The 25960-nt window shown below is 62.2% G+C and carries 24 protein-coding genes; 8 read left to right on the forward strand and 16 right to left on the reverse strand.

The features are described from left to right. Positions 1–3: 3 nt before the first annotated feature. Both HX814_RS23115 and HX814_RS23120 read right to left on the reverse strand, forming a co-directional pair. Entirely contained in the window at positions 4–1974 is a 1971-nt protein-coding gene (locus tag HX814_RS23115; RefSeq protein ID WP_177009567.1) for a MacB family efflux pump subunit, read from the reverse strand. Beyond that, positions 1975–3147 carry an efflux RND transporter periplasmic adaptor subunit gene (locus HX814_RS23120; protein WP_177009566.1) on the reverse strand — a complete coding sequence of 391 codons (1173 nt, stop codon included), beginning with the start codon at positions 3145–3147 and terminating at the stop codon, positions 1975–1977. Between the two features lie 208 nt (positions 3148–3355). On the opposite strand from HX814_RS23120, the gene HX814_RS23125 reads away from it, so the two are divergent. The 4 genes from HX814_RS23125 (at position 3356) to HX814_RS23140 (ending at position 7470) form a co-directional block, all read left to right on the forward strand. Then, on the forward strand, positions 3356–3886 hold the full coding sequence (locus tag HX814_RS23125) for a sigma-70 family RNA polymerase sigma factor (protein WP_371315631.1): 531 nt from the start codon (positions 3356–3358) through the stop codon (positions 3884–3886). 127 nt (positions 3887–4013) lie between these two features. Beyond that, entirely contained in the window at positions 4014–5351 is a 1338-nt protein-coding gene (locus HX814_RS23130; RefSeq protein WP_003208565.1) for a lysine N(6)-hydroxylase/L-ornithine N(5)-oxygenase family protein, read from the forward strand. A gap of 68 nt (positions 5352–5419) precedes the next feature. Continuing rightward, the gene (locus tag HX814_RS23135; protein ID WP_003208568.1) at positions 5420–6640 is read left to right on the forward strand and encodes a putative DNA modification/repair radical SAM protein; all 1221 of its coding nucleotides are present in this window, start codon (positions 5420–5422) and stop codon (positions 6638–6640) included. Continuing rightward, on the forward strand, positions 6637–7470 hold the full coding sequence (locus tag HX814_RS23140; protein ID WP_003208569.1) for a TIGR03915 family putative DNA repair protein: 834 nt from the start codon (positions 6637–6639) through the stop codon (positions 7468–7470). The genes HX814_RS23135 and HX814_RS23140 overlap by 4 nt, the downstream gene beginning before the upstream one ends. Before the next feature lie 119 nt (positions 7471–7589). Here the strand turns inward: HX814_RS23140 and HX814_RS23145 are convergent, their stop codons facing one another. The 7 genes from HX814_RS23145 to ctlX all read right to left on the reverse strand — a co-directional run bounded on the left by HX814_RS23145 (position 7590) and on the right by ctlX (position 13641). After that, positions 7590–8087 carry an Lrp/AsnC family transcriptional regulator gene (locus HX814_RS23145; protein ID WP_003208571.1) on the reverse strand — a complete coding sequence of 166 codons (498 nt, stop codon included), beginning with the start codon at positions 8085–8087 and terminating at the stop codon, positions 7590–7592. Positions 8088–8099: 12 nt separating this feature from the next. Next, a complete protein-coding gene (locus tag HX814_RS23150; RefSeq protein ID WP_256344069.1) occupies positions 8100–8945 on the reverse strand; it encodes an ABC transporter ATP-binding protein in 846 nt (281 codons plus the stop codon). Between the two features lie 3 nt (positions 8946–8948). Beyond that, positions 8949–9662, reverse strand: coding sequence for an ABC transporter permease (locus tag HX814_RS23155; protein ID WP_008434490.1), 714 nt, complete (start codon positions 9660–9662; stop codon positions 8949–8951). Further along, a complete protein-coding gene (locus HX814_RS23160; RefSeq protein WP_008434488.1) occupies positions 9659–10360 on the reverse strand; it encodes an ABC transporter permease in 702 nt (233 codons plus the stop codon). Before HX814_RS23160 ends, HX814_RS23155 begins: the two co-directional genes overlap by 4 nt. A 160-nt stretch (positions 10361–10520) precedes the next feature. Further along, positions 10521–11300: an ABC transporter substrate-binding protein gene (locus HX814_RS23165; RefSeq protein WP_003212870.1), complete on the reverse strand. Its 780-nt coding sequence runs from the start codon at positions 11298–11300 to the stop codon at positions 10521–10523. 356 nt (positions 11301–11656) lie between these two features. Further along, positions 11657–12703: an ornithine cyclodeaminase gene (locus HX814_RS23170; RefSeq protein WP_003212869.1), complete on the reverse strand. Its 1047-nt coding sequence runs from the start codon at positions 12701–12703 to the stop codon at positions 11657–11659. Between the two features lie 11 nt (positions 12704–12714). Continuing rightward, positions 12715–13641, reverse strand: coding sequence for a citrulline utilization hydrolase CtlX (gene ctlX, locus HX814_RS23175; RefSeq protein WP_003212867.1), 927 nt, complete (start codon positions 13639–13641; stop codon positions 12715–12717). Positions 13642–13925: 284 nt separating this feature from the next. Between ctlX and HX814_RS23180 the strand changes: the two genes are divergently transcribed. After that, entirely contained in the window at positions 13926–14822 is an 897-nt protein-coding gene (locus HX814_RS23180) for a GNAT family acetyltransferase (RefSeq protein WP_008434482.1), read from the forward strand. 140 nt (positions 14823–14962) lie between these two features. On the opposite strand, the gene HX814_RS23185 is transcribed toward HX814_RS23180, so the two are convergent. From HX814_RS23185 to HX814_RS23205, 5 genes are all read right to left on the reverse strand, one after another. Further along, entirely contained in the window at positions 14963–15982 is a 1020-nt protein-coding gene (locus HX814_RS23185; RefSeq protein WP_003212864.1) for a branched-chain amino acid aminotransferase, read from the reverse strand. Positions 15983–16177: 195 nt separating this feature from the next. Then, positions 16178–17557: a dihydrolipoyl dehydrogenase gene (lpdA, locus tag HX814_RS23190; RefSeq protein WP_008434480.1), complete on the reverse strand. Its 1380-nt coding sequence runs from the start codon at positions 17555–17557 to the stop codon at positions 16178–16180. 3 nt (positions 17558–17560) lie between these two features. After that, a complete protein-coding gene (locus HX814_RS23195; RefSeq protein WP_177009565.1) occupies positions 17561–18844 on the reverse strand; it encodes a dihydrolipoamide acetyltransferase family protein in 1284 nt (427 codons plus the stop codon). Next, on the reverse strand, positions 18845–19903 hold the full coding sequence (locus HX814_RS23200) for an alpha-ketoacid dehydrogenase subunit beta (protein ID WP_003212859.1): 1059 nt from the start codon (positions 19901–19903) through the stop codon (positions 18845–18847). Between the two features lies 1 nt (position 19904). Further along, the gene (locus HX814_RS23205) at positions 19905–21140 is read right to left on the reverse strand and encodes a 3-methyl-2-oxobutanoate dehydrogenase (2-methylpropanoyl-transferring) subunit alpha (protein ID WP_003212857.1); all 1236 of its coding nucleotides are present in this window, start codon (positions 21138–21140) and stop codon (positions 19905–19907) included. A 195-nt stretch (positions 21141–21335) separates the two neighbouring features. On the opposite strand from HX814_RS23205, the gene bkdR reads away from it, so the two are divergent. Then, positions 21336–21821, forward strand: coding sequence for a Bkd operon transcriptional regulator BkdR (gene bkdR, locus HX814_RS23210; RefSeq protein WP_003212855.1), 486 nt, complete (start codon positions 21336–21338; stop codon positions 21819–21821). A 122-nt stretch (positions 21822–21943) separates the two neighbouring features. On the opposite strand, the gene HX814_RS23215 is transcribed toward bkdR, so the two are convergent. After that, positions 21944–22807 carry an MBL fold metallo-hydrolase gene (locus HX814_RS23215; RefSeq protein WP_134327018.1) on the reverse strand — a complete coding sequence of 288 codons (864 nt, stop codon included), beginning with the start codon at positions 22805–22807 and terminating at the stop codon, positions 21944–21946. 179 nt (positions 22808–22986) lie between these two features. Between HX814_RS23215 and HX814_RS23220 the strand changes: the two genes are divergently transcribed. Both HX814_RS23220 and HX814_RS23225 read left to right on the forward strand, forming a co-directional pair. Continuing rightward, positions 22987–24231: an FAD/NAD(P)-binding oxidoreductase gene (locus HX814_RS23220; protein ID WP_102606166.1), complete on the forward strand. Its 1245-nt coding sequence runs from the start codon at positions 22987–22989 to the stop codon at positions 24229–24231. 9 nt (positions 24232–24240) lie between these two features. Next, positions 24241–25056 carry a sulfite exporter TauE/SafE family protein gene (locus HX814_RS23225; protein ID WP_003207794.1) on the forward strand — a complete coding sequence of 272 codons (816 nt, stop codon included), beginning with the start codon at positions 24241–24243 and terminating at the stop codon, positions 25054–25056. Positions 25057–25086: 30 nt separating this feature from the next. On the opposite strand, the gene HX814_RS23230 is transcribed toward HX814_RS23225, so the two are convergent. Next, entirely contained in the window at positions 25087–25752 is a 666-nt protein-coding gene (locus HX814_RS23230) for a response regulator transcription factor (RefSeq protein ID WP_003207796.1), read from the reverse strand. Positions 25753–25960 lie beyond the last annotated feature (208 nt).

Below are 25960 nucleotides of genomic sequence, written 5' to 3' on the forward strand. Positions count from 1 at the left end.
CGATCATTCACTGGTAAGGGCCTTGACCGGGTCAAGTCGAGCGGCTTTGCGGGCCGGCATGAAACCGAAGATAACGCCGGTGACCAGGGCGCAGAAGAAGGCCCCCACGGCGGCCGGAATCGAGAACGCGACGGCCACGTTGCTGAGGATCAGCACGCCGCCCACCAGCAGGGCGAGGCCGATGCCGGTGACGCCGCCGACCACAGAGAGCATCACCGCTTCAGTGAGGAACTGGCGCAGGATGTCCCGCTGCCGCGCCCCGGTGGCCATGCGAATGCCGATTTCCCGGGTGCGTTCACGTACGGTCATCAGCATGATATTCATCACCCCGATACCTCCCACCAGCAGCGAAATCGCGGCAATCGAGCCGAGCATCAGTGACAAGGTGTTCTGGGTGCGTGCCTCGGCCTGGATCATCGCGGCATTGTTGGTCAGTTCAAAGTCGTGCTTGCCGTAGTGCAGGCGCAGCAACAACTGATTGATAGCCTGTTCGGCGTCGTGCACGTTGCGCGCGTCGGCGGCGGCAATCACTACGTATTCGGGGTTATAGCTGCCGAACAGACGCACGCTGGCGGCAGAGTAGGGGATGGCGATACGGTCGTCGCTGTCTTTGTCGCCGGAGCTGGCGCCTTTTTCGGCGAGCACACCGACCACCTGGAATGGAACGTTTTCGATCAGGATGTATTGCCCGATCGGGTCGGTCACATCCTTGAACAGCTTGTCGCGTACCCGTTTGCCGATCACTGCCACCGTGGCTCCGGCGCGCTCGTCGGCCTCGGTGAAGTAACTCCCCTCGACCACTGGCCAGTTGAAAATGGCCGGGAAATTGGTGTCATTGCCCCCGACATACGCCATATGGTCGACGTTGCCAAAGCGAACGCCGGCCTCTGCGCCGTTCACCGGCATGATGCGCTTGACCTGAGGCAGGGCCGCCAGGGCGGCCACGTCGTTGAGGGTGATCACGCCGGGTGGTGTGCGCGGGTTGGGCGCCGACCCGCTGACGTAGAGGATATTGGAGCCGAAAGCGCCCATCTGCGCCATCACCTGGCGCTTGCTGCCTTCGCCCACCGCCAGCATCACCACCACCGACGCCACGCCGATGATGATCCCCAGCAGCGTCAGCGCCGTGCGAAAACGGTTGATCCACATCACCCGCCACGCGGCTTGCACGGCATCCAGCAGCTCGGCTTTCCAGGCGCCGTTGTGCTCGGCGCCATCGGCCAGGCGCTGGCGCAGGTCCACGGCTTGCAACGCGCCGGAGATGGCCACGGGGGGCGTCTCGCTGGTGTCGGCAGAGTCGCTGATGATCAGCCCGTCGCGGATCTCGATGATGCGATTGGCCCGCGCCGCGACTTCGCGGTCGTGGGTGATCAGGATGACCACGTGGCCCTGGCTGGCCAGTTCGTCCAGCAGGGTCATGACCTCGGCGCCGCTGTGGCTGTCGAGGGCGCCGGTGGGTTCGTCGGCGAGGATGATATGCCCGCCGTTCATCAACGCCCGGGCAATCGACACCCGCTGTTGCTGGCCGCCGGAAAGCTGGTGCGGGCGGTTGCCGGTGCGCTCGGCCAGGCCCAGGCGCGTGAGCAGGGCCTTGGCGCGGGCATGGCGTTCGGCGGCGCTGATGCCGGCATAGATCGCCGGCATCTCGACGTTTTCCTGGGCCGAGCCGGAAGGGATCAGGTGATAGCCCTGGAACACGAAACCGAAGGCCTCGCGGCGCAGCCAGGCGAGTTCGTCGCTGTCGAGCTGGGCGACGTTCTCTCCGGCGAACAGGTAGTCGCCCTCGGTGGGGCGGTCGAGGCAGCCGAGGATATTCATCAGCGTGGATTTGCCGGAGCCGGAGGCGCCGACAATCGCCACGAATTCCCCGGCATGGATCGCCAGGTCGATGCCGCGCAGCACATCAACCTGCGGCGTATCGCCGCCGCCGTAGGATTTGCGGATGCCCTTGAGTTCGATCAGTGGGGTCGACATTCAACCTCCGCTGCCATCGGCCGGGCCGATCAGCAGGTGATCGCCTTCGTTCAGGCCTTCCAGCACCTGGACTCGCAGGCGGTCGCTGAGGCCCAGGCGGATTTCGCGTTGCTCGATGCTGCCGTTTTTCGCCACCACGCGGGCGATCTGTTTGTCGCCGCCGAGGCTGCCTTGCAGGGCGGCGACCGGCGCGGTCAGGGTGTCCCTGGCCTGGCCGGCGACGAAGAATACCTGGGCGGTCATTTCCGCCATCAAGGCGTTATCGGTGTTGTCGACGTCCAGCAGCACCGTGTAAAGCACCACTCGCCCGGTGCCGCTTTTGCTGGCGCTGCTCGGGCTGCCACCGCCCTGGCTGGTTTCGTTGAGCGGCTTGGGCGGGATCGGCAAAATCTGCCGTACGGTGCTGGTCCAGCGTCGGCTGCCGCCGCTCAGGGTGGTGAAGTAGGCCGTCATGCCGGGTTTGACATGGCCGATGTCGGCTTCCGAGACTTCGGCCCATACAGTCATCGGCGAAAGCTTGGCGATCCGCAGGATCAGCGGGGTTTGCTGCTGGGCGTTGAGGGTCTGGCCTTCCCGGGCGTCCACCGCGACCACGGTGCCGCTCATTGGCGCATAAATGCGCGTGTAGCCCAACTCTGCCTCGTCACTGCGCAGGCTGGCCCTGGCCTGGCGAATCTGCGCCAGGAACATCTCGACCCGCGCCTGGGTGGCGCTCAGTTCGGCCCTGGCAGTTTGCACGTCTTCTTCCCGGGTGGCGTTACCGGCTTCCAGGCGTTGCTGGCGCTGGTACTTCTGGCGGGCCAGTTCGTGCTGGGCCCGTTGCTCCTGCAACTGGGCCTGCAGGTTCTCGATAGCGTAGCGGCTAGCATCGAGCTTGGCTTTTTGCGTGGAGGGGTCGATCTCTACCAGCAATTGGCCTTCCTTGACCTGGGCACCGGCCTCGACGTGAATCTTCTGAATCTGTCCGGACGCCTGGGCGCCCACGTCGACGTAGCGCCGGGGTTGCAGGGTACCCAGGGCCGTGACGCTGCTTTCGATATCGCCCCGCGTCACAGTGACGGTCGCCAGCTTGTCCCGGCCCGGCGGCAGGACCTGCCAGGCTGCTAAAGCGATGATGGGGATGAGGCACGCGACCACAAGCAGGGCGCGTCGGGCAGGTCGAGGACGTTTCATGCACAGTTCCAGCCAGGAAAGATCGGCCCGCAGGAGCGGGAAGCTGACAGGTAGACGAGGAAATTGCCCGGGGATTTAGGCCGTTACATATGCCGTTACAGGTGTGTCAGGCAAAATAATTGGCCGGCGACGCAAGTCTTGTTTAAAACTAGATGAGAATTACTATAAATTACACGCACCTCAAACTGCCATCATCGAATCGGCCGTTATCTTCGTATTCAAAGGACCTAATGCCGCCTCCAGGCGGTCGGGAGTCATGTTGGAAAACTACTATCGCGAGCTGGTGTGTTTCCTCAACGCCAAGCTGGGCAACCGTCAGGTGGCCGAAGATGTGGTGCATGACGCTTATGTGCGGGTGCTGGGGCGTGCCAGTGAGGTCCCGATCGAGCAGCCCAGGGCGTTTCTCTATCGCACGGCGCTGAACCTGGTGATCGACGGTCATCGGCGCAACGCCCTGCGCCAGGATGAACCCCTGGAAGTACTCGACAGCGAGGAGCGTTTTTCGCTGTCTTCGCCCCATCACTGCCTGGACCACGGCCAGCGCCTGGAAATGCTTGAGCGCGCGTTGGCCGAGCTGCCGGCGCTCTGCCGTGACAGTTTCCTGTTGCGCAAGCTCGACGGCCTGTCCCACCTGCAAATCGCCGAGCGCCTGGGTATTTCCCGCGCGCTGGTGGAAAAACACATCGTCAATGCCATGAAGCATTGCCGGGCGCGCATGCGTGAGTGGGATGCGCACTGATTCCAGCGTTAGCTAAATTTTATTTCATTGTCCTCGTCTCCTATCAACACACGACCTGTTGCTGTGCCTTCAGGTCTCTGAGGCTTTCCCGCCCCACTGCCACGGGGCTTATCCAGAGGACACTGGAATGACACAGGCAATTGCATCGCCCGCCGTTCACGACCTGATCGGTATCGGGTTCGGCCCTTCGAACCTGGCGCTGGCCATCGCCCTGCAGGAACGCGAGAAAGCCCAGGGCAAACTGGACGTGCTGTTCCTCGACAAACAGGCCGACTACCGCTGGCACGGCAACACCCTGGTCACCCAGAGTGAATTGCAGATTTCCTTCCTCAAGGACCTGGTGACCCTGCGCAATCCCACCAGCCCTTATTCCTTCGTCAATTACCTGAAGGCCCACGGGCGCCTGGTGGATTTCATCAACCTGGGTACCTTCTATCCGTGCCGCATGGAGTACAACGACTACCTGCGCTGGGTCTCCGGGCAGTTCCAGGCGCAAAGCCGCTACGGCGAGGAAGTGCTGGCCATCGAGCCGATCCTGCATCAGCAGCAGGTAGAGGCGCTGCGGGTGATTTCCCGGGACGCCCAGGGTGAACAGCACGTGCGCACCACCCGCTCGGTGGTGGTCAGCGCCGGTGGTACGCCGCGTATTCCGGCGTCGTTCAAGGCGCTCAAGGATGACGGTCGGGTGTTCCATCACTCCCAGTACCTGGAACGCATGGCCCAGCAACCGTGTGTCGACGGCAAGCCGATGCGCATCGCGATCATCGGTGGTGGCCAGAGCGCAGCCGAGGCGTTTATCGACCTCAACGACAGCTTCCCGTCAGTGCAGGTCGACATGATCCTGCGCGGCTCGGCCCTCAAGCCTGCGGATGACAGCCCGTTCGTCAACGAAGTGTTCTCGCCGGAGTTCACCGACCTGGTGTTCCAGCAGAACGGCAGCGAGCGCGAGCGCCTAGTCAACGAATACCACAACACCAACTATTCGGTGGTGGACCTGGACCTGATCGAGCGCATCTACGGGATCTTCTACCGCCAGAAAGTTTCCGGCATTGCCCGTCACGCGTTCCGTACCCTGACCACCGTGGAAAAAGCCACGGCCGGGCCGCTGGGTGTGGAGTTGGCGCTGCGCAACAACGCCACCGGCGAAACCAGCCTCAACCATTACGATGCCGTCGTACTGGCCACCGGTTACGAGCGCCAGATGCATCGTCAGTTGCTCGCACCGTTGGCCGACTATATGGGCGACTTTGAAGTCAGCCGCGACTACCGCATCGTCACCGACGAGCGCTGCAAGGCCGGCATCTACATGCAGGGCTTCAGCCAGGCCAGCCATGGCCTGAGCGATACCTTGCTGTCGATCCTGCCGATCCGTGCCGACGAGATTGCTGCGTCGCTGTACGAACACGACCGCAGCCGCGGCAAGAGCCGTTCGGTGCAGGACGTGTTGCTGGCCACCGCCAGCTGACAGGCTGCACTTGAACCGCGGGGGCGGCTGCTGATACTGTACAAAAAACCAGTATCGGTAGAAGCCCCATGCAGTTGATCGAAAAACTCAGCATCCTCGCCGACGCCGCCAAGTACGACGCGTCCTGCGCCAGCAGCGGTGCGCCCAAGCGCAGCTCGGAAGGCAAGGCGGGGCTGGGTTCCACCGATGGCATGGGCATCTGCCACAGCTACACGCCCGACGGTCGCTGCGTGTCGTTGCTCAAGGTGCTGCTGACCAACTTCTGTCTCTACGACTGCCAATACTGCGTCAACCGCCGCTCCAGCGACGTGCCCCGTGCACGCTTCAGCCCGGAGGAGGTGGTGACCCTGACCCTCGACTTTTACCGGCGCAACTGCGTCAGCGGGCTGTTTCTCAGCTCCGGCATCATCCGTTCGGCCGACTACACCATGGAGCAGCTGGTGCGGGTCGCCAAACTCCTGCGCGAAGAGCATGACTTTCGCGGCTACATCCACCTCAAGACCATTCCCGAAGCCGACCCGGCATTGATTGCCGAGGCGGGGCGGTATGCCGATCGCCTCAGCGTGAATATCGAGTTGCCAACGGACAAGAGCCTGCAAACCCTGGCGCCCGAGAAGCAGATCGTCTCGATCAAGCAGGCCATGCAAACCATCTATACCGGTGAGCAGACGGTGCTCAACGAACCCCGCGCGCCGCGTTTCGCGCCGGCCGGGCAGAGCACGCAGATGATCGTCGGCGCCGATGACACCGACGACAGCACCATTCTCCACAGCGCCGAGGCGTTGTACGGCAATTTCAAACTGCGCCGGGTGTATTACTCGGCGTTCAGCCCGATCCCCAACAGCCCGAAAAGCGTGCCCCTGGCCGCGCCGCCGCTGATGCGCGAGCACCGCTTGTACCAGGCGGATTTCCTGTTGCGCAGCTACGGGTTCAGCGCCAATGAACTGTTTGAAGGGCCGGGCGACCTGGCCCTGGATATCGACCCCAAGCTGGCCTGGGCGCTGGAGCACCGCGAGGTGTTCCCGCTGGACTTGAACCGGGCCGAGCCGACGCTTATTGCGCGCATTCCCGGAATTGGCCTGCGCACCACCCAGCGGCTGGTGGACCTGCGTCGCCAGCGCAAGATCCGCTTCGAAGACCTGGCGCGCATGCGGTGTGTGCTGACCAAGGCCAAGCCGTTTTTCATCACCAGCGACTACCACCCGCAGCAAGCGGAAAGCACCAGCGTGCTGCTGCGCGAACAACTGCGCGACCGCCCGCAGCCGCAGCAAATGGGGCTGTGGGGATGATCAGCCTGGAATGCGACAACCTGTTCAGCACCTGGCGCGAGCAGGCGCGCTGGTTGCTCAGCCATCAGATCGACCCCAGCCACGTGAGTTGGGGCGTGGCCGAGGTGGCGGACCTGTTTGCCACCGACGAGCAGTACCCGGCCGAGTGCGGGCCGTTCCAGGCGCGGATTCCCAAGGCGCTGCTGGAGCTGCTGGAGTCTGCCGCGTGTTATCACGGTGAACAGCGCTGGAGCCTGTTGTATGAGGTGCTGTGGCGCGTCAGCCATGGGGACCGCACGGCGATGATGTCGGGGGACAAGCTGGGCAGCGAATTGCAGCGGCGGATCAAGCAGGTGCAGCGCGAGGCCCATCACCTGCATGCGTTTGTGCGGTTTATCGCATTGCCGGCAGAGGCGGGGCCGCAGTTGCCGGAGTACGTGGCGTGGCATGAGCCGGCCCACGACATCTTGAAGGTGGCCAGCCAGCATTTTGTCGGGCGCATGGGGCGTCATCGCTGGATGATCGCCACGCCCCTGGATGGGGTTTATTACGACGGGGAGCAGTTGATTCACCAGCGGCAATGCCCGGTGGAATGGCAGGCGTTGGCGCAGAATGTCGAGGATCCCCACAGTGCGATGTGGTTGACGTACTACAGCCATATCTTTAACCCGGCGCGGTTGAATCCGAAGGTGATGGAAGGGCATTTGCCGAGCCGGTTCTGGAAGAATCTGCCGGAGGGCAAGTTGATTCCGGGGCTGATCAGCGAGGCGCGCACGGGCAAGCAGCGGGATGGGCAGGCGAAGATGATTGGGGCGCGTCCAGGCAAGCGAATTTCAAGCGGGCACGGTTAAATGTGGGAGCGGGCTTGCTCGCGAATGCGGTGTGTCAGCAGCACATCCAGCGACTGATACACCGCATTCGCGAGCAAGCCCGCTCCCACATTTGATCTCTATTGCCTGTAGGGGCGGGTTCAGGCCAGTTCGGTGGCGGTGTTTTTTACGACCGCCAGCTCGGGATGCGCCACCAATTTATCGATGTGCAATTCATCATTGTTCAGCCAGGTTTCCGTCAGCACGCGGTAGTGCTCCATGTCCCGGCAGCGCATGCGCAGGCTGTAGTCGAACGGCCCGCTGATCAACTGGCACTCGAACACTTGCGGGCAGGCTTTGACACATGCCTCGAACGCCTTCTGCGCCGAGCGCCCGCTCTGGTTGGAGAGGGCCACCAGCACCAGCAGTGACAGCCCCGGCGAGACCATCTGCACGTCGATGATCGCCCCATAACCCCGGATGACTCCGCGTCGTTCCAGCTTGCGTACCCGTTCCAGGCACGGCCTGGGCGTCAGGTGCACCAGCGACGAGAGTTTTTCGTAGGTGATGCGTCCCTGGTGCCGTAACACGTCGATGATGGCTTCATCGATGCGGTCCAGCACAGGTGAGGCGTTCGGTCCGGTGGCCTTGGTATCCATGGTGTGTGGTGTTCACTTCAATCGGTTGGAAAGAAATTGCTGCAAGCGTTCGCTGTTCGGCTGGTCGAGGATATCCGCTGCGCCTTGTTCCTCGACGCGGCCCTGATGCAGGAACAGCACTTGGCTGGACACCTGGCGGGCAAAGCCCATTTCGTGGGTGACCATGAGCATGGTACGACCTTCCTCCGCCAACGTCTGTATGACTTTGAGCACTTCTCCTACAAGTTCAGGGTCGAGGGCCGAAGTGGGTTCGTCGAACAGAATGATCTCCGGTTCCATCGCCAGGGCCCGGGCGATGGCCACGCGCTGTTGCTGGCCGCCGGAGAGGAATGCCGGGTATTGGTCCGCCACCCGGCCCGGCAGGCCGACCTTGTCGAGGTACAGGCGTGCGCGTTTTTCCGCCTCGGCGGCGCTCACCCCCAGCACCCGGCGCGGCGCCATGGTGATGTTTTCCAGCACGGTCATGTGGCTCCACAGGTTGAAGTGCTGGAACACCATGGCCAGGCGGGTGCGCAGGTTCTGCAATTGCGCCTGGTGCGGCGCGCGCGTGCCGGCGCGGCCTTGCTGCATTTCGATGCTGATGCCATCGAGGGTGATAACCCCGGCGTCCGGCTGTTCGAGGAAGTTGATGCAGCGCAGCATCGTGCTCTTGCCGGAGCCGCTGGCGCCGATCAGGCTGATCACGTCGCCGTTGCGCGCGTTCAGTGAAACGCCCTTGAGCACCTCATGCTCGCCATAGCGTTTGTGCAGGCCTTCGACCTGGAGTTTGACGTTGGCGTTTTCGGCCACGGCGACCGGCTGGGTAGCGGGGCGTACATCGGTGGGATAAGCGGCCAGGGCCTGCGCGGACTGATTCATGGGTTAGCCTCGGGTAGGAACAAGAAAACGCATCCAGCGACGTTCGGCCAGTCGAAACAGGCCCACCAGTGCAAAGGACAGCAGCATGTACAACAGGGCAGCGATGCCGAAGGCCTGGAACGTCAGGAACGTCTCGGCGTTGGCGTCGCGGGCCACCTTGAGGATGTCGGCAATGGTGGCGGTGAACGCCAGGGACGTGGCGTGCAGCATCAGGATCATTTCATTGCTGTAGGCCGGCAGTGCGCGACGCAGTGCGGCGGGCACTACCACAAACAGGTTCAGGCGCCAGCCATGCAGGCCGTAGGCCTTGGCGGCTTCGATCTCGCCGTGGGGGATGTTGCGAATCGCCCCGGCAAAGATTTCCACGGTGTAGGCGCACGTGTTCAATACAAACGCCAGCAGCGTGCAGTTCAGTGCATTGCGAAAAAACTGGTTGAGCAGGGCGTTGTCCTGCACCACGTCCAGGCCGTAGAGGCCGGTGTAGCAAATCAGCAACTGGATATACAGCGGTGTGCCGCGAAACAGGTAGGTGTAGACCTCCACTGGCCAGCGAATCCAGAAGTGTTCCGAGACCCGCGCGATCGCCAGCGGGATCGACAGAAAGAAGCCCAGCACCACCGAGATAATGAAGAGCCACAGGGTCATCGCCACCCCGGAAAAGCCGTTACCGTCGGTGAACAGGTAGGCCAGGCCGTATTGCTGGATCAGTTCGATCATCGCACCATCCCCTTGATGCCCACGTTGTAGCGCCGTTCCAGGCGTTTGAAGATGCGGTTGGAGAGGGTGGTGATCACCAGGTACACCAGGCCCGCGAGGATCAGGAAGTACAGCGGGTCATTGGTGGTCTTGCCGGCGTTTTGTGCGGCCTTGACCAGGTCTGACAGGCCGATGATCGACACCAGCGCGGTGGACTTGAGCAACACCAGCCAGTTGTTGCCCAGGCCCGGCAGGGCAAAGCGCATCAGTTGCGGGAACAGCACCAGGCGAAAGCGCTGCCAGCGGCTCAGGCCGTAGGCGGTGGCGGCTTCGAGTTGGCCGGCGGGCACGCTGAGAATCGCCCCGCGAAAGTTTTCGGTGAAATACGCACCGTAGATAAAACCGAGGGTGATGACACCGGCGGTGAACGGGTCGATTTCGAAGTAGGCCCAGCCGAGCATTTCACTCAGGTCGTTCAGCCACAGTTGCAGGCTGTAGAAAATCAGCAGGATCAGCACCAGGTCCGGCACGCTGCGAATCAGCGTGGTGTAGAGCGTGGCCGGAACCCGCAGCAGCTTGACGCTGGAGAGCTTGGCGGCGGCGGCGAGCAGTCCCAGGGACAGGCTCAGCAGCAGCGCCAGGAACGCCAGCTTGACCGTCATCCAGGCACCCTGGGCCAGCAGCGGGCCGAAGCCTTGCAAGTTGAGGAGTTCATTCATGGGAAGTATCTCGATGGGGCGCAGAGTTTTACGGTGGGAGCGAGCTTGTGTGGGAGCGGGCTTGCTCGCGAAGACAGAGTTTCAGTCAATACATGTGTGACTGACCCACCGCTTTCGCGAGCAAGCCCGCTCCCACACAAGCTCGCTCCCACAGGAGGCGTCACTCGTTGTAGATATCCTGATCGCCGAAGTATTTCTTCTGGATCTGTGTGTAGGTGCCATCGGCCTGGACGGCGGCGATGCCTTTGTTGATCAGCTCCACCAGGTCCTTGTCGTTCTTGCGCAGGCCCATGGCGATGTCGAGCGGCAGGGTCGGGTCCTTGAAGGCCGGGCCGGTCTTGAAGTCGGCGCCTTCAGGCTTGGACAGGAAGTTGAGCTGGGCTTCAAGCTTGTCGGTCAGGGTGGCGTCGAGACGACCGTTTTGCAGGTCGGCGTAGTTCTGTTCCTGGGACTGGTACGCCTTGATCTGCGCGCCAAGTTTTGCCAGGTGCGCACGGGCGTAGGCTTCCTGCAGCGAGCCTTGCAGCACGCCGACCTGTTTGCCTTTCAGGGATTCGGGGGTGTCGCCGAAGTCGGCGCTTTTGCGGGTGATCACCGAGGTCGGGCTGAGGAACAGCCGGTCGCTGAAGTCGATGACTTTCTGGCGGGCCGGGGTCACGGCCATGGAGGACATGATGGCGTCGAACTTGCGGGCGCGCAGGGCCGGGATCATGCCGTCGAATTCGTTGTGGACCCACACGCATTTGACTTCCAGCTTGGCGCAGATGGCGTTGCCCAGGTCGATGTCGAAACCTTGCAGGCTGCCGTCGGCGGCGACGGATTCAAACGGTGGGTATTCGGGGAAAACCCCAAAGCGGATTTCTTTCCATTCCTGAGCCTGGGCAGCGGTTGCGGCCAATGGCAGGAGCAGCGCAGCGAAAAGTGATCGGAGCGGAGTCATGTGTATTCCCTATATTTTGTAATTGATGTCAGGGCAGTAGAAAAGTTGAAAGCTAAGGCGAGCTGGCTTTTGTGGCGAGGGAGCTTGCTCCCGCTGGGCTGCGCAGCGGCCCCAAAATCCCGGGAGCGCTACGCACTCCAGCGGGAGCAAGCTCCCTCGCCACATTGGGCTGTTTGTTGTCAGAGAGAATGCTTCAAGATGGTGCGTTTTTTGTGTCGTTTACCCCTGCCGCGGCGGGCGGAATGTGCTGTTAAAACGCGGGTCACAGCGGAAACGGCTGCGGCACCCGCTGAATCGGCTTGTTGACCGGGTTTTTCCGGCCTGCCTTTCACGCAAAGCGGCAGGCCAGAGCGGTCTCAGGCGCGCTTTTTCTGCTGTGCCACCGGTGCTTGGGCCAGGCGGGCAAACAGGTCCTTGGGGTCGGCAAGGTCCGGCACCAGTTCCAGTTCGCTGCCCACGTCCAGCGCCTTGGCCACGTCCAGTACGTAACGCAGGGCGGAGTAGTCTTCGATGGCAAAACCTACCGAGTCGAACAGGGTGACCTGGCGCGCGTTTTCGCGGCCTGGCGCCTGGCCGTTGATCACTTGCCACAGCTCGGTGACCGGCGAATCTTCCGGCATGTGCTGGATTTCGCCTTCGATGCGGCTTTGTGGCTCGTACTCGACAATCACGCGGGCCCGTTCGACGATTCGTCGGTCCAGTTCGGTCTTGCCGGGGCAGTCGCCACCGACGGCATTCAGGTGCATGCCCGGTTCGATCATCTCGTCCGTGAGGATGGTGGCGTAGGCCTTGTCGGCGGTGACGGTGGTGACGATGTCGGCGCCTTTCACGGCTTCGGCAACGCTGCCTGCCAGGATCACCTTGATCGCCGGGAAGGCTTTGAGGTTGGCGGCCAGTTTGGCGGTGGCCTTGGCGTCGATGTCGAACAGGCGGATTTCAGTGATGCCCAGCATCGCGTGGAAGGCCAGGGCCTGGAACTCACTCTGGGAGCCGTTGCCGATCAGCGCCATGCTGCGGCTGTTGTCCCGGGCCAGGTAGCGCGCCACCAGGGCCGAGGTGGCGGCCGTGCGGATCGCGGTGGTCAGGGTCATTTCCGCCAGCAGTACCGGTTTGCCGGTGTCCACATCACCCAGGGCGCCGAAGGCCATGACGGTGAGCATGCCGCTCTGGGTGTTTTTCGGGTGGCCGTTCACGTATTTGAAGGCGTACAGCGACGCGTCGGACACCGGCATCAGCTCGATCACGCCCTCGGGCGAGTGGTTGGCCAGGCGCGCGCATTTTTCAAAGTCCTGCCAGCGCAGGTAGTCGGCGCGGATGTACTCGGCCATCTCGGTAATGCAGGTTTGCAGGCCTTTTTGCGAAACCAGGTAGCTCAAGTCGTTGACGTCGATATAGCGGGTCATGGGAAGACTCCTTATTGAAATGAGGGGCGGGTGGGCAGATGCACTTCCGCCAACATGCAGCGGGCACTGCCGCCGCCGATGCGTTCGATGTTGTCGATGTTCACCACCACCGGCCGGGTGTGACGCTCCACATGCTGACGCTGGGCGGGCTTGAGCGAGCCCCAGGCGCTGGCCGACATCACCAGCAGCGGCTGGCCGTCGCGGTCGTGGACTTCCAGCATGTTGCCGGCGAAGGCTTCCAACTGATCGAAGTCCAGGGCGACGATGTCTTTGCCGGTATCGCGCAGGGAGCGTTCAAGGGCCTGGCGCTCGTGGTCATCGGGCAGGGCTTGCAGGCACACCACGGAGAGGTCGCGGCCGACACTCATCATTACGTTGCTGTGGTAGATCGGCGCGTGGTGGCGGTCGACGGCGTGGAATACGCAGACCTGGTAGTCAAGGCGTTCGGCGAACTGGCGGAGGGCATCCTGATGGGTACGCCCGGAATGGCAGGCGTAGCTGATGCGGTGCTGGCGGTCGAGGACCATGCTGCCGGTGCCTTCGAGGAACATGTTCTGTTGTTCGAGGTGGCTGAAGTCGATGGTGTTGTGGATCGCGAAGCGTTGCTCCAGCACTTGCAGCACGCCTTTGTCGCGTTCCAGTCGTCGGTTCCGGCCTTCCATCGGATACAGCACCAGGCTGCCGTCGGCGTGGCTGCTCCACCAGTTGTTGGGGAAGATCGAATCCGGGGTATGGGGAGCGGGGGTGTCTTGTACCACCAGCACTTCCACGCCGTGGTGGCGCAGGGTGTCGACGTAGCCGTCGAACTCTTCCAGCGCTTTCTGCTGTGCCGCCAACGGGTCGAGGGGCGCACGCTGGAAGCGGTTGTTGATCGCGGTGTCCGGGTTGAAGGCGAAGTGCGCCGGGCGGATCATCAGGACAGTGTTGGTGGTTTGCATGGGGGCACGGGTCCATGGGGTGGGCAGTGAGGCTATTTTGTGCGGTGTGAAGGAAGAATCCCGGCTGAACTGAGGGGGTGGCTCAGCCGGGAAAGCTGAAAAGTGGGGTGGGGCAGCCGAATCGGCTGTGGAGGTGAGTGGAGATCAAAATGTGGGAGCGGGCTTGCTCGCGAAAGCGGTGGGTCAGTTAATAAATTCGGTGGCTGATACACCGCCTTCGCGAGCAAGCCCGCTCCCACATTGGTATTGTGTTGCCTGAGGTTTTTTGTCTGGATGGAGAAACCATGCCCACTGAAGTTCGTCTCGCCCAAACTACCGATGCCGAGGGCATCAGCCAGGTCATCCTGGCGGCCCTGCATGACAGCAACGCCCGGGATTATCCGGCGGATGTGATTGCGCGGGTGGCGAGCAACTTTACTCCCGAGGCTGTCGTGGCGTTGCTCGCGCGTCGAACGGTGCTGGTGGCCATTCAGGATGAGGTGATCGTTGCCACGGCGGCACTTGACGCCAATGTGGTGCGCTCGGTCTTCGTCAATCCGGCGCTGCAAGGGCAGGGCATCGGGCGCTTGCTGATGATTGAAATCGAGCTGCGCGCCCGGGAGGCCGGGGTGACCTTGTTGCATGTGCCGTCTTCGCTGACGGCAGAGCCGTTCTACACCAAGCTCGGTTTCCACACGGTGCGCGATGTCTACCATGGCAATGAGCGCACGCTGGTGATGGAGAAGGCGTTGTCATCCCGCCATCCCATCGGCGTCTATCGCGATCGGGCCCATCGGGCGCAGGTGGTGGCGTTGTGGCAGGCGGCGTTTGGTTATGACGCGGCGCATAACCTGCCGAGCCTGGCGATCGACAAGAAGCTGGCGGTCAACGATGGGTTGTTCTTCGTGGCCACCGACAAGAAGGCGGTGATCGGCACTATCCTCGCCGGCTACGACGGGCATCGTGGCTGGTTGTATTCAGTGGCGGTGCACAACGACTATCGCCGCCAGGGCCTGGGCGCCTCGTTGGTGCGGCATGCGGAGCAGGCGTTGACGGCGCTGGGTTGCATGAAGATCAACCTGCAGATCACCAGTGGCAATGACGCGGTGATGGGGTTTTATGAGGCGCTGGGTTATGGCGCGGAGCCGCGGATCAGCATGGGCAAGAAGATCCTGGAAAACATCCCGATGGATAAGGCCTGAACGTCGGTTTTCCAAACACTGAAATCAAAATGTGGGAGCGGGCTTGCTCGCGAATGCGGTGTATCAGTCAATAAATCTGTCGACTGACACTCCGTATTCGCGAGCAAGCCCGCTCCCACAGTTTGGTTTTGCAGTGTTGCTTATACCTTGACGATCCAGCCCTCAGGCGCTTCGACGTCGCCGGACTGTACGCCAGTCAGCTCTTTGTAGAGCTTCTGGGTGACCGGGCCGACTTCTTTTTCGCTGTAGAACACGTGCAGCTTGTCTTTGTACTCGATGCCGCCGATCGGGGTGATCACGGCGGCGGTGCCGCAGGCGCCGGCTTCCTTGAAGTCCGACAGCTTGTCGATCAGCACGTCGCCTTCAACCACTTCCAGGCCCAGGCGCGATTTTGCCAGCTCGATCAGCGACAGGCGGGTGATGCCTGGCAACACCGACGGCGAGTTCGGGGTGACGAACTTGTTGTCGTGGGTGATCCCGAAGAAGTTGGCCGAGCCGACTTCTTCGATCTTCGAGTGGGTGGCCGGGTCGAGGTAGATGCAGTCGGCGAAGTTGGCTTTTTTCGCCAGGGAACCGGGCATCAGGCTGGCGGCGTAGTTGCCACCGACCTTGGCTGCGCCGGTGCCGTTGGGAGCCGCACGGTCGTAGCCGGAGATCAGGAAGTTGTGCGGGGTCAGGCCGCCCTTGAAGTAGGCGCCGACCGGGATGCAGAAGATCGAGAAGATGAATTCCGGCGCGGTGCGCACGCCGATGTTGTCACCGGTGCCGATCACGAACGGGCGCAGGTACAGCGCGCCGCCGGTGCCGTACGGCGGGATGAACCGCTCGTTGGCGCGGACCACTTCCTTGCAGGCTTCGATGAAGGCGTCGGTCGGCACTTGTGGCATCAGCAGGCGGCCACAGCTGCGCTGCATGCGCGCGGCATTCTGGTCGGGGCGGAACAGGTTGATCGAACCGTCCTTGCAGCGGTAGGCCTTGAGGCCTTCAAAGCATTGCTGGCCGTAGTGCAGGGCGGTGGAGCCCTCGCTGATGTGCAGCACGTTGTCGTCGGTCAGGGTGCCTTTTTGCCACTCGCCGTCTTTCCAGGTCTGGAGGAAACGCTTGTCGGTCTTGATGTAGTCAAAACCCAGCTTGTCCCAATTGATGCTTTCGTTACCCATGACACCCTCTATCTTTTGTCAACCGCCTGGTCGAAGGCAGGCTTATGGTTTATTTCTGGATGGGCGCAACAATACTTCATTCTTGGCTTGTGTGGGAGCGGGCTTGCTCGCGAATGCGGCGTGTCATTCGATGCATTCGGTGCTGATCCACCGCTTTCGCGAGCAAGCCCGCTCCCACATTTGAACTTCGCCATTTTATAGATGCAATGCATGCCCCAGGGCCCGCAGGGCTGCTTCCTGTACCGCTTCGCCGAGGGTCGGGTGGGCGTGGATGGTGCCCGCCACGTCTTCCAGGCGTGAACCCATTTCCAGGCTCAGGCCGAAGGCCGTGGACAGTTCCGAGACGCCAACGCCTACCGCCTGCCAGCCGACGATCAGGTGATTGTCGCGGCGCGCCACTACCCGCACGAAGCCGGTTTTCGACTCCAGGGTCATGGCCCGGCCATTGGCGGCGAACGGGAAGCTCGACACGATGCAGTCCAGCCCGGCCGCCCTGGCTTCGTCCGGGGTCTTGCCGACCACTACCAGTTCCGGGTCGGTGAAGCACACCGCCGGGATCGCGGCCGGGTTGAATTCGCGGGATTTACCGCTGATCAGTTCGGCGACCATTTCGCCCTGGGCCATGGCCCGGTGGGCGAGCATCGGTTCACCGCTGAGGTCGCCGATGGCCCACACATTGCGCATGCTGGTCTGGCAACGGCTGTCGATCTTGATCGCCGAGCCGTTCATGTCCAGGTTCAAGGCTTCGAGGTTCCAGCCCTGGGTGTTGGGTTTGCGACCAACGGCAACCAACACCTGGTCGGTTTCCAGCGACAGCGTCTCGCCGCTGGGGTCGCGCACTTGCAGGGTATTGTTCTCGAAACCGGTGACGCTGTGTTTGAGGAACACCTTCACCCCCAGTTGCTTCAGGGATTCGGCCACCGGTTGGGTCAGTTCGGCGTCGTAGGCCGGCAAAATCCGGTCCTGGGCCTCAACCACGCTGACCTCGGCACCGAGCTTGCGATAGGCAATCCCCAATTCCAGGCCAATGTAGCCGCCGCCCACCACGATCAAGCGTTTCGGGATGCGTTTCGGCGCCAGGGCTTCGGTGGAGGAGATGATCGGCCCGCCAATCGGCAGCATCGGCAGGTTGACACTTTTCGAGCCGGTGGCCAGCAACAGGTGTTCACACTGGATGCGCTGGTCGCCGACATCGACGGTCTTGCCGTCCACGACCTTGGCCCAGCCCTGAATGACCTGGACCTTGTGTTTTTTCAGCAGCGCGGCTACGCCGGTGGTCAGGCGGTCGACGATGCCGTCTTTCCATTCAACGCTTTTGCCGATGTCCAGGGTCGGCACATCGACTTCGATACCCAACGGCGAACCCTGGCTGTGGTGCACGGTTTGCTGGAACTGTTCGGCGACATGGATCAGCGCCTTGGACGGAATGCAGCCGATGTTCAGGCAGGTGCCGCCCAGCGATTGGCCTTCCACCAGGATGGTCGGGATGCCCAGCTGGCCGGCGCGAATCGCTGCCACGTAACCGCCAGGCCCGCCGCCGATGATCAGCAGCGTGGTGTGCAATGTTTGAGACATGGGTTACTCCAGGAACAGGCTGGCGGGTTGTTCGAGCAGGCCACGGATGGCCTGGATGAATTGCGCCGCGTCCATGCCATCGACCACCCGGTGATCGAAGGAGCTGGAGAGGTTCATCATCTTGCGGATCACAATCTGGCCCTTGATCACCATCGGCCGCTCGACAATGCGGTTGACCCCGACGATGGCCACTTCCGGCAGGTTCAGCACCGGGGTGCTGACAATCCCGCCCAACGCACCGAGGCTGGTCAGGGTGATGCTCGAGCCCGACAGCTCATCGCGACTGGCCTTGCCATTGCGCGCCGCATTCGCCAAGCGATTGATTTCTTGCGCCGTGCCCCACAGGTCGCGGGCTTCGGCGTGACGCACCACCGGCACCATCAGGCCGACATCGCTCTGGGTGGCGACACCCACATGCACCGCGCCGAGGCGGGTGATGACCTGGGCTTCGTCGTCATAACGCGCGTTGATCTGCGGATAGTCGCGCAATGCGACGACCATGGCCCGCACCAGGAACGGCAGCAGGGTCAGCTTGCCGCGGGTAGCGCCGTGTTTCTCGTTGAGGTGCACGCGCAACTCATCGAGGGCCGTGACGTCGATCTCTTCCACATAGCTGAAATGCGCGGCGCGCCGGGTGGCGTCCTGCATGCGCTGGGCGATCTTGCGGCGCATGCCGATCACCGGGATTTGCTGCTCGTCGTTGCGTTCGGCGTACGGGTTGGAGGCCCCGGAATTTTTCGCCGGACCCTGGAGCAAGTAAGCGTCCAGATCTTCATGCAGAATCCGGCCGGCCGGGCCTGAGCCCTGGACCAGTCGTAGCTGGATGCCAGCATCCAGCGCATGTTTGCGCACGGCCGGGGAGGCCAGCGGGCGGTCATCGGCCTCGCGGGCCACGGGCGCTTGCGCAGCCGCCACCGCAGGTTTGGCGGCAGGTTTGGGTTCAACCACCGGCGCGGCCCGGGCTTCGACTTTCGGTGCAGGAGCCGGTGCCGGCACGACCTCTTCAAACACCGCCGACAACGCCGACTCCCTGGTATTGCCCGCGCCTTCCACTTCGATACTGATCAAAATACTGCCCACCGCCATGACTTCCCCCGGCTCGCCGCCGAGGGAAATCACCTTGCCGTGCACCGGCGACGGAATGTCCACCATGGCCTTGTCGGTCATCACGTCCGCCAGCACCTGGTCTTCTACCACCAGGTCGCCGACCTTGACGTGCCATACCGACAATTCAACTTCTGCGATGCCTTCGCCAATGTCCGGCATCTTGATAACGTGCGTGCCCATTCAGACCTCCATAACCCGATGCAAAGCCGCGCCCACACGGGTCGGGCCAGGGAAATACGCCCACTCTTGCGCGTGCGGGTAGGGGGTGTCCCAACCGGTGACGCGCTCGATCGGCGCTTCCAGGTAGTGGAAGCAATGCTCCTGCACCAGCGCCACCAGCTCGGCGCCGAACCCACAGGTACGGGTGGCCTCGTGAACGATCACGCAACGGCGGGTTTTCTTCACGGAATTGACGATGGTTTCCAGGTCCAGCGGCCACAGGCTGCGCAGGTCGATGACTTCGGCGTCGATGCCGGTTTCTTCGGCGGCGACTTGCGACACATACACCGTGGTGCCGTAGGTGAGGATCGTCACGTCCTTGCCCGGGCGGGCGATGGCGGCCACATCCAGCGGCACGGTGTAGTAACCGTCCGGCACCTGCGCTTGCGGGTGTTTCGACCACGGGGTTACCGGGCGGTCGTGGTGGCCGTCGAACGGGCCGTTATACAGGCGCTTGGGTTCGAGGAAGATCACCGGGTCATCGTTTTCGATGGAGGCGATCAGCAGGCCCTTGGCGTCGTACGGATTGGACGGCATCACCGTGCGCAGGCCGCAGACCTGGGTGAACACCGCTTCAATACTCTGGCTGTGGGTCTGGCCGCCGTAGATGCCGCCGCCGCAGGGCATGCGCATGGTCAGCGGTGCCGTGAACTGGCCGGCCGAGCGATAACGCAGGCGGGCGGCTTCGGAAATGATCTGGTCGGTGGCAGGGTACACGTAGTCGGCGAACTGAATCTCGGCCACCGGCCGCAGGCCATAGGCGCCCATGCCGACCGCCACGCCGACGATCCCGCTTTCGGAGATCGGTGCGTCGAACACCCGCGAGGTGCCGTACTTGTTCTGCAAGCCTTCGGTGCAACGGAACACGCCGCCGAAGTAACCGACGTCCTGGCCGAACACCACCACATTGTCGTCTCGCTCAAGCATCACATCCATGGCCGAGCGCAAGGCCTGGATCATGGTCATGGTCGTGGTGGTCATGGCGGTTTCCAGCTCGATATTGTTGTTGTGATCGTTCATGTCAGATCCCCAACTCTTGACGCTGGCGCTTCAAGTGCTCCGGCATCTCTTTATAAACGTCTTCGAACATGGTCGCGGCGCTTGGAATCTGGCCACCGGCCAGGGTGCCGTACTGTTCGGCTTCTTTCTGGGCCTTGAGCACTTCGGCTTCAAGTTCGGCGCTGACCGCCGCGTGTTCCTCTTCGGACCACTGACCAATCTTGATCAGGTGCTGCTTGAGGCGGGCGATCGGGTCGCCCAGCGGGAAGTGGCTCCAGTCGTCGGCGGGACGGTATTTGGACGGGTCATCGGAGGTGGAGTGCGGGCCGGCACGGTAGGTCACCCATTCGATCAGGGTCGGGCCCAGGTTGCGGCGGGCACGTTCGGCGGCCCAGGCGGAGGCGGCGTACACCGCGACAAAGTCGTTGCCGTCCACCCGCAGGGAGGCGATGCCGCAACCCACGCCGCGTCCGGCAAAGGTTGTGGCTTCACCGCCGGCAATGGCCTGGAAGGTGGAGATCGCCCACTGGTTATTCACTACGTTAAGAATCACGGGTGCCCGGTACACGTGGGCGAAGGTGAGGGCGGTGTGGAAGTCGGACTCAGCGGTGGCGCCGTCGCCGATCCAGGCCGAGGCAATCTTGGTATCGCCCTTGATGGCCGAGGCCATGCCCCAGCCCACGCCTTGTACGAATTGGGTGGCGAGGTTGCCGGAAATCGTGAAGAAGCCGGCATCTTTTACCGAGTACATGATCGGCAACTGGCGGCCCTTGAGCGGGTCGCGCTCGTTGGACAGCAGCTGGCAGATCAGGTCTACCAGCGGCACTTCCCGGGCCATCAGGATGCTTTGCTGGCGATAGGTGGGGAAGCACATGTCGTCGATGTTCAAGGCCAGGGCCTGGGCGCTGCCGATGGCTTCTTCGCCGAGGCTCTGCATGTAGAACGACATCTTCTTCTGACGCTGGGCGACCACCATGCGGTTGTCGAAGATCCGCGTCTTGAGCATGGCGCGCATGCCCTTGCGCAGAATCTCCACCGGCACGCCTTCAGCCCATGGGCCGAGGGCCTGGCCCTGATCGTCGAGCACGCGAATCAGGCCCTTGGCCAGGTCGGCGGTGTCGGCGGGTTCTACGTCGATTGGGGGTTTGCGCACCAGGCCAGCGTCAGTCAGGCGCAGGTAGGTAAAGTCGGTCTTGCAGCCTGGGCGGCCCGAGGGTTCGGGAACGTGCAGGCGCAGTGGTTCGTACTGCTGAGTCATGGCTTTCTACGCTCTATCTTGTGAATTTCTTGTAGTGGGCGCGGTAGCTGACAGTCCTTCTTCGGGTAGAAGAAATCTTGTCCTACAACAATCATAGGCTCGGCTCAGGAGAATATTTATCTCTGTTTCATTGCGTTGGAGATCATTTGGGGATAAAAAAACTGCATAAACATAATAAACAGGTGGTTTTGTCTCATGCGCAAACTGGACCGTATCGATATCGGCATTCTGAACGCCCTTCAGGAGAACGCTCGCATCACCAACGCCGACCTGGCCCGCTCGGTCAACCTGTCGCCCACGCCGTGTTTCAACCGGGTCAAGGCCATGGAAGAACTGGGGCTGATTCGCGACCAGGTGACGCTGCTGGACGCCGACCTGCTGGGGCTGCACGTCAATGTGTTCATCCACGTCAGCCTGGAAAAGCAGAACGAATTGGCATTGCAGCAATTCGAAGGGGCGATTTCGGATCGCCCCGAAGTGATGGAGTGCTACCTGATGGCCGGCGACCCCGATTATCTGATTCGGGTGCTGGTGCCCACCATCCAGTCCCTGGAGCGTTTCATGATGGACTTCCTGACCAAAGTCCCGGGTGTCGCCAACATCCGCTCCAGCTTTGCCCTCAAGCAAGTGCGCTACAAAACCGCGCTGCCGCTACCGGCTAACGGCATCAACCTCGGCTAACGAACGACACAAAACAAATGTGGGAGCGGGCTTGCTCGCGAATGGGGAGTGTCAGTCACCGAAAATATAGACTGATACACCGCATTCGCGAGCAAGCCCGCTCCCACATTTTGTAGTGCATTTCAAAGCTGGTTGAGGGGAATCTTCAAATAAATCACCCCATTTCCTTCCGCCGGCGGCATCACCCCGGCCCGCACATTCACCTGAATCGCCGGCAACAACAGCGTCGGCATGCCCAACCCGGCATCCCGCGTGGTGCGCATCTCGACAAACGCCGCCTCATCCACCCCGTCATGCACATGAATATTCCCCGCCCGCTGTTCAGCCACCGTGGTCAGGCACTTGGCTGCGCGTCCTTCGGGCGGATAGTCATGGCACACATAAAGGCGGGTTTCAGGCGCGAAGGCCAACAACTTGCGCATCGACCCATACAGCTGGCGCGCATCCCCACCAGGGAAATCGCAGCGCGCCGTGCCCACGTCCGGCATGAACAGCGTGTCGCCCACCAGAATCAACTGGTCATCAATCAGGTAAGCCATATCCGCCGGCGTATGCCCCGGCACATGCAGCGCCTGGGCCTTCAGGTTGCCGATGTGAAACACCTCATCCGGCGCAAACAGATGGTCGAACTGCGACCCATCCACCCGAAACTCCGGCTCCAGGTTGAACAGGTTCTTGAACACTCCCTGCACCTTGCTGATGGACTGGCCAATCGCGATCTTGCCCCCCAGCTGGCGACGCAAATAAGGCGCAGCCGACAGATGATCCGCATGGGCGTGGGTTTCCAGCAACCACTGCACCTGCAAGCCATGCTCGCGCACAAACGCGATCACCTTGTCCGCCTGGCCGGTGCCGGTGCGTCCGGAGGCCGGGTCGTAGTTGAGCACCGAATCAACGATGGCGCATGGGCCACCGTCCGTTTCATAGACGACGTAGGTGTAGGTCGACGACGCCTCGTCCAGAAAGGATTGAATCAACGCTGACATGACGGGTTTCCCAGATAGCTAATGGCGACTTACATTCAGTTAGGTTTCCACATAACCTTGTGAGCTTAAGTGAATTAAAGGACCCGAGGCAAAGGATGGCATCGTGGTGGCAAACAGCTAGGGCGTGGTGCCATACGGCAACGACCCTTGCGTGCATTAACTGAAAAAGGCCATAGACCATGAACGACCAACACTGGGGACCTACCATCAGTGGCGATATCGTTGTCATCGGTGGCGGCTCGGCAGGCATCGGCCTGCTGGCCAGCCTGCTCAAGCGCGACCCGCACCTGAACATCATCCTGATCGAGCCCAGCGACCACCACTACTACCAGCCGGCCTGGACCCTGGTGGGCGGTGGGGCTTATGACGTTACCAGGACCGTGCGCCCCATGGCCGACGTGCTGCCCAACGGCGTCACCTGGATCCAGGCCGCGGTCAGCGAATTACTGCCCGACGAGCAAACCCTGGTGCTCGACAGCGGCCAGCGCGTCAGTTGGAAGAACCTCATCGTGTGCCCGGGCCTGCGCCTGGCCTGGGAGAAGATCGAAGGCCTGCAAGAGACCCTCGGCCGGCATGGCGTAACGTCCAACTACAGCTATGAACACGCCGCCTACACCTGGCAGCTGGTGCGGCAACTCAAAAATGGCAAGGCGCTGTTCACCCAGCCGGCCATGCCGATCAAATGTGCCGGCGCTCCGCAAAAAGCCATGTACCTGTCGTGCGATCACTGGCTCCGCCAGGGTGACCTGAAAAACATCAAGGTCGAATTCAACCTGGCTGGTGCCGCCTTGTTCGGCGTGCCGACCTTCGTGCCGCCGCTGATGAAGTACGTTGAAAAGTACTCGGCGCAACTGGCATTCAACTCCAACCTGGTCAAGGTCGACGGCCCCGCGCGCAAGGCCTGGTTCGAAATCAAGGACGCCGAAGGCAATGTGCGCGTCGAAGAGAAAACCTTCGACCTGCTGCACGTCGTCCCGCCACAGGTCTCGCCGGACTTCATTCGCCACAGCCCCCTGGCCGATGCCGCCGGCTGGTGCGAAGTGAATCCCCAGAGCCTGCAACACCTGCGCTACCCGCACATCTTCGGCCTGGGCGATGTGTGTTCCACCACCAACGCCAAGACCGCCGCGGCGGTGCGCAAGCAAATCGTGGTGGTGGCGGAAAACCTGCTGGCCCTGCGCAGACAGGCACCGTTGCCCCTCAAGTACGACGGCTATGGCTCCTGCCCGCTGACCGTGGAGAAGGGCAAGGTGGTGCTGGCCGAGTTCGGCTATGGCGGCAAGTTGCTGCCGACCTTTCCCCTCGACCCGACTGTGGCGCGGCGTTCGGCGTGGTTCCTCAAGGCGAGTTTCCTGCCGTGGTTCTACTGGAACGGCATGCTCAAGGGCCGCGAGTGGCTGACCCGTCTGGCCAAGGTGGATTGAGGCAACCCTATGCTGCTGGCAAGTTTTCTGGGCGTGTTGATGGGGTTGGTCATGGGCTTGACCGGTGCCGGAGGCGGCATTCTTGGTGTCCCGGCCCTGGTATTGGGGCTGGGGTTGACCATGACCCAGGCCGCGCCCGTGTCGTTGTTCGCGGTGGGCGCGGCCGCTGCCGTGGGGGCTGTCGACGGTTTGCGCCATGGCCTGGTGCGCTACCGTGCGGCGCTGCTGATTGCGCTGCTCGGCGCGCTGTTTTCGCCGCTGGGGGTGTTCTTCGCCCACCAGATGTCGGAGAAAGTCCTGATGGGCCTGTTCAGTGCGCTGATGGTGCTGGTGGCCTGGCGCATGCTGCAACGGGAGAAGCTTGAGGCCGGGCCGAGCGACCACGGCACCGCGTCCTGGGGCCAGAAGAACTGCATGCTCGACCAGCAGACCGGGCGCTTTTCCTGGACCGCCAAATGCACCGCCACCCTGGCAGCACTCGGCGCAGTGACCGGTGCGGTCTCGGGGTTGCTCGGCGTGGGCGGCGGCTTCCTGATCGTACCGGCCTTCAAGCAACTGACCGATGTGCAGATGCGCGGCATCGTCGCCACCTCGCTGATGGTGATCAGCCTGATCTCGTTGATCGGCGTGATCGGTGCGTTTCATGCCGGGGTCAGTATCGAGCCGATGGGCTGGGTGTTTATCGGTTCGAGCATTGTCGGCATGTTGGCGGGGCGGCGCCTGTGCTCGGTGATCAAGGCGCGCACCTTGCAGGTGGGTTTTGCCACCCTGTGTGTGCTGGTGGCGGCGGGCATGCTGTTTCGGGCCCTCATTCAGGTGCCTTGAAATGCGGTCAGCATCCCGCCCCTACGGGTATCAGCGCCGCAGGTAGGCACCAAAGTCGATGTCCCCGGCGCTGAGAATCGCCTGCACCCGATTGTGCACGTTCAACTTGCGCAGGATTGCCGAGACATGGGCCTTCACCGTGGTCTCGGCAATCTCCAGGCTATAGGCGATCTGCTTGTTCGAGTCACCCTTGGTCATCCGCTCCAGCACCAGCAATTGCTTGCGGGTCAGGGCCTGCAGCAGCTCCGGCGCAAGCCCCAGGCAATCATTCATGCGGCGTTGCCCGCCGATTTTCTGGCTGCGAATAATCTCCGGCGGCAAATACACATTGCCGTTGAGAATCTGTTGGATTGCCTCGGTCATCTGCAGCCTGGGCGAGGACTTGGTGATAAACCCCACCGCGCCATAGGTGATGGCTTGCAGCACGACCTGCTTGTCCTGCTCGGCAGACACGATCACCACCGGAATCGTCGGCGACTCGTTGCGCAGGTTGATCAGGCCATTGAGGCCGTGCATGCCCGGCATGTTCAGGTCCAGCAGGATCAGATCCAGGTCGTCGTGCTCCTGGCTCATGGTCAGGGCGCTGTCCAGGTCGCCGGTTTCCATCACTTCGCTGCCCGGGAACCCGTCGCTGATGACGTTGTGGATCGCCTCGCGAAACAGTGGGTGATCGTCGGCTATCAGAATTTTGTACATGGACGTTCGCCTTATTATTTTTGCTTATTCAAGCAGGTCCGATCCATAGGGTCATGCGCCCATTACATGCCAGTCTCGATGCCTTGGGAATGCGACGATAGAGAGGGGAATCAGTACCAAAGTAGTAGATCGTGCCGTACGTCGCGGTTTCAGCGCCACCCATTGGTCTGATTGCATTCAGTGTCGGATGGGTTAGTGTGGAGCGCAT

Origin of the sequence: Pseudomonas sp. C8002 (assembly GCF_013385765.1) — a bacterium.
Classification (GTDB): Bacteria; Pseudomonadota; Gammaproteobacteria; order Pseudomonadales; family Pseudomonadaceae; genus Aquipseudomonas.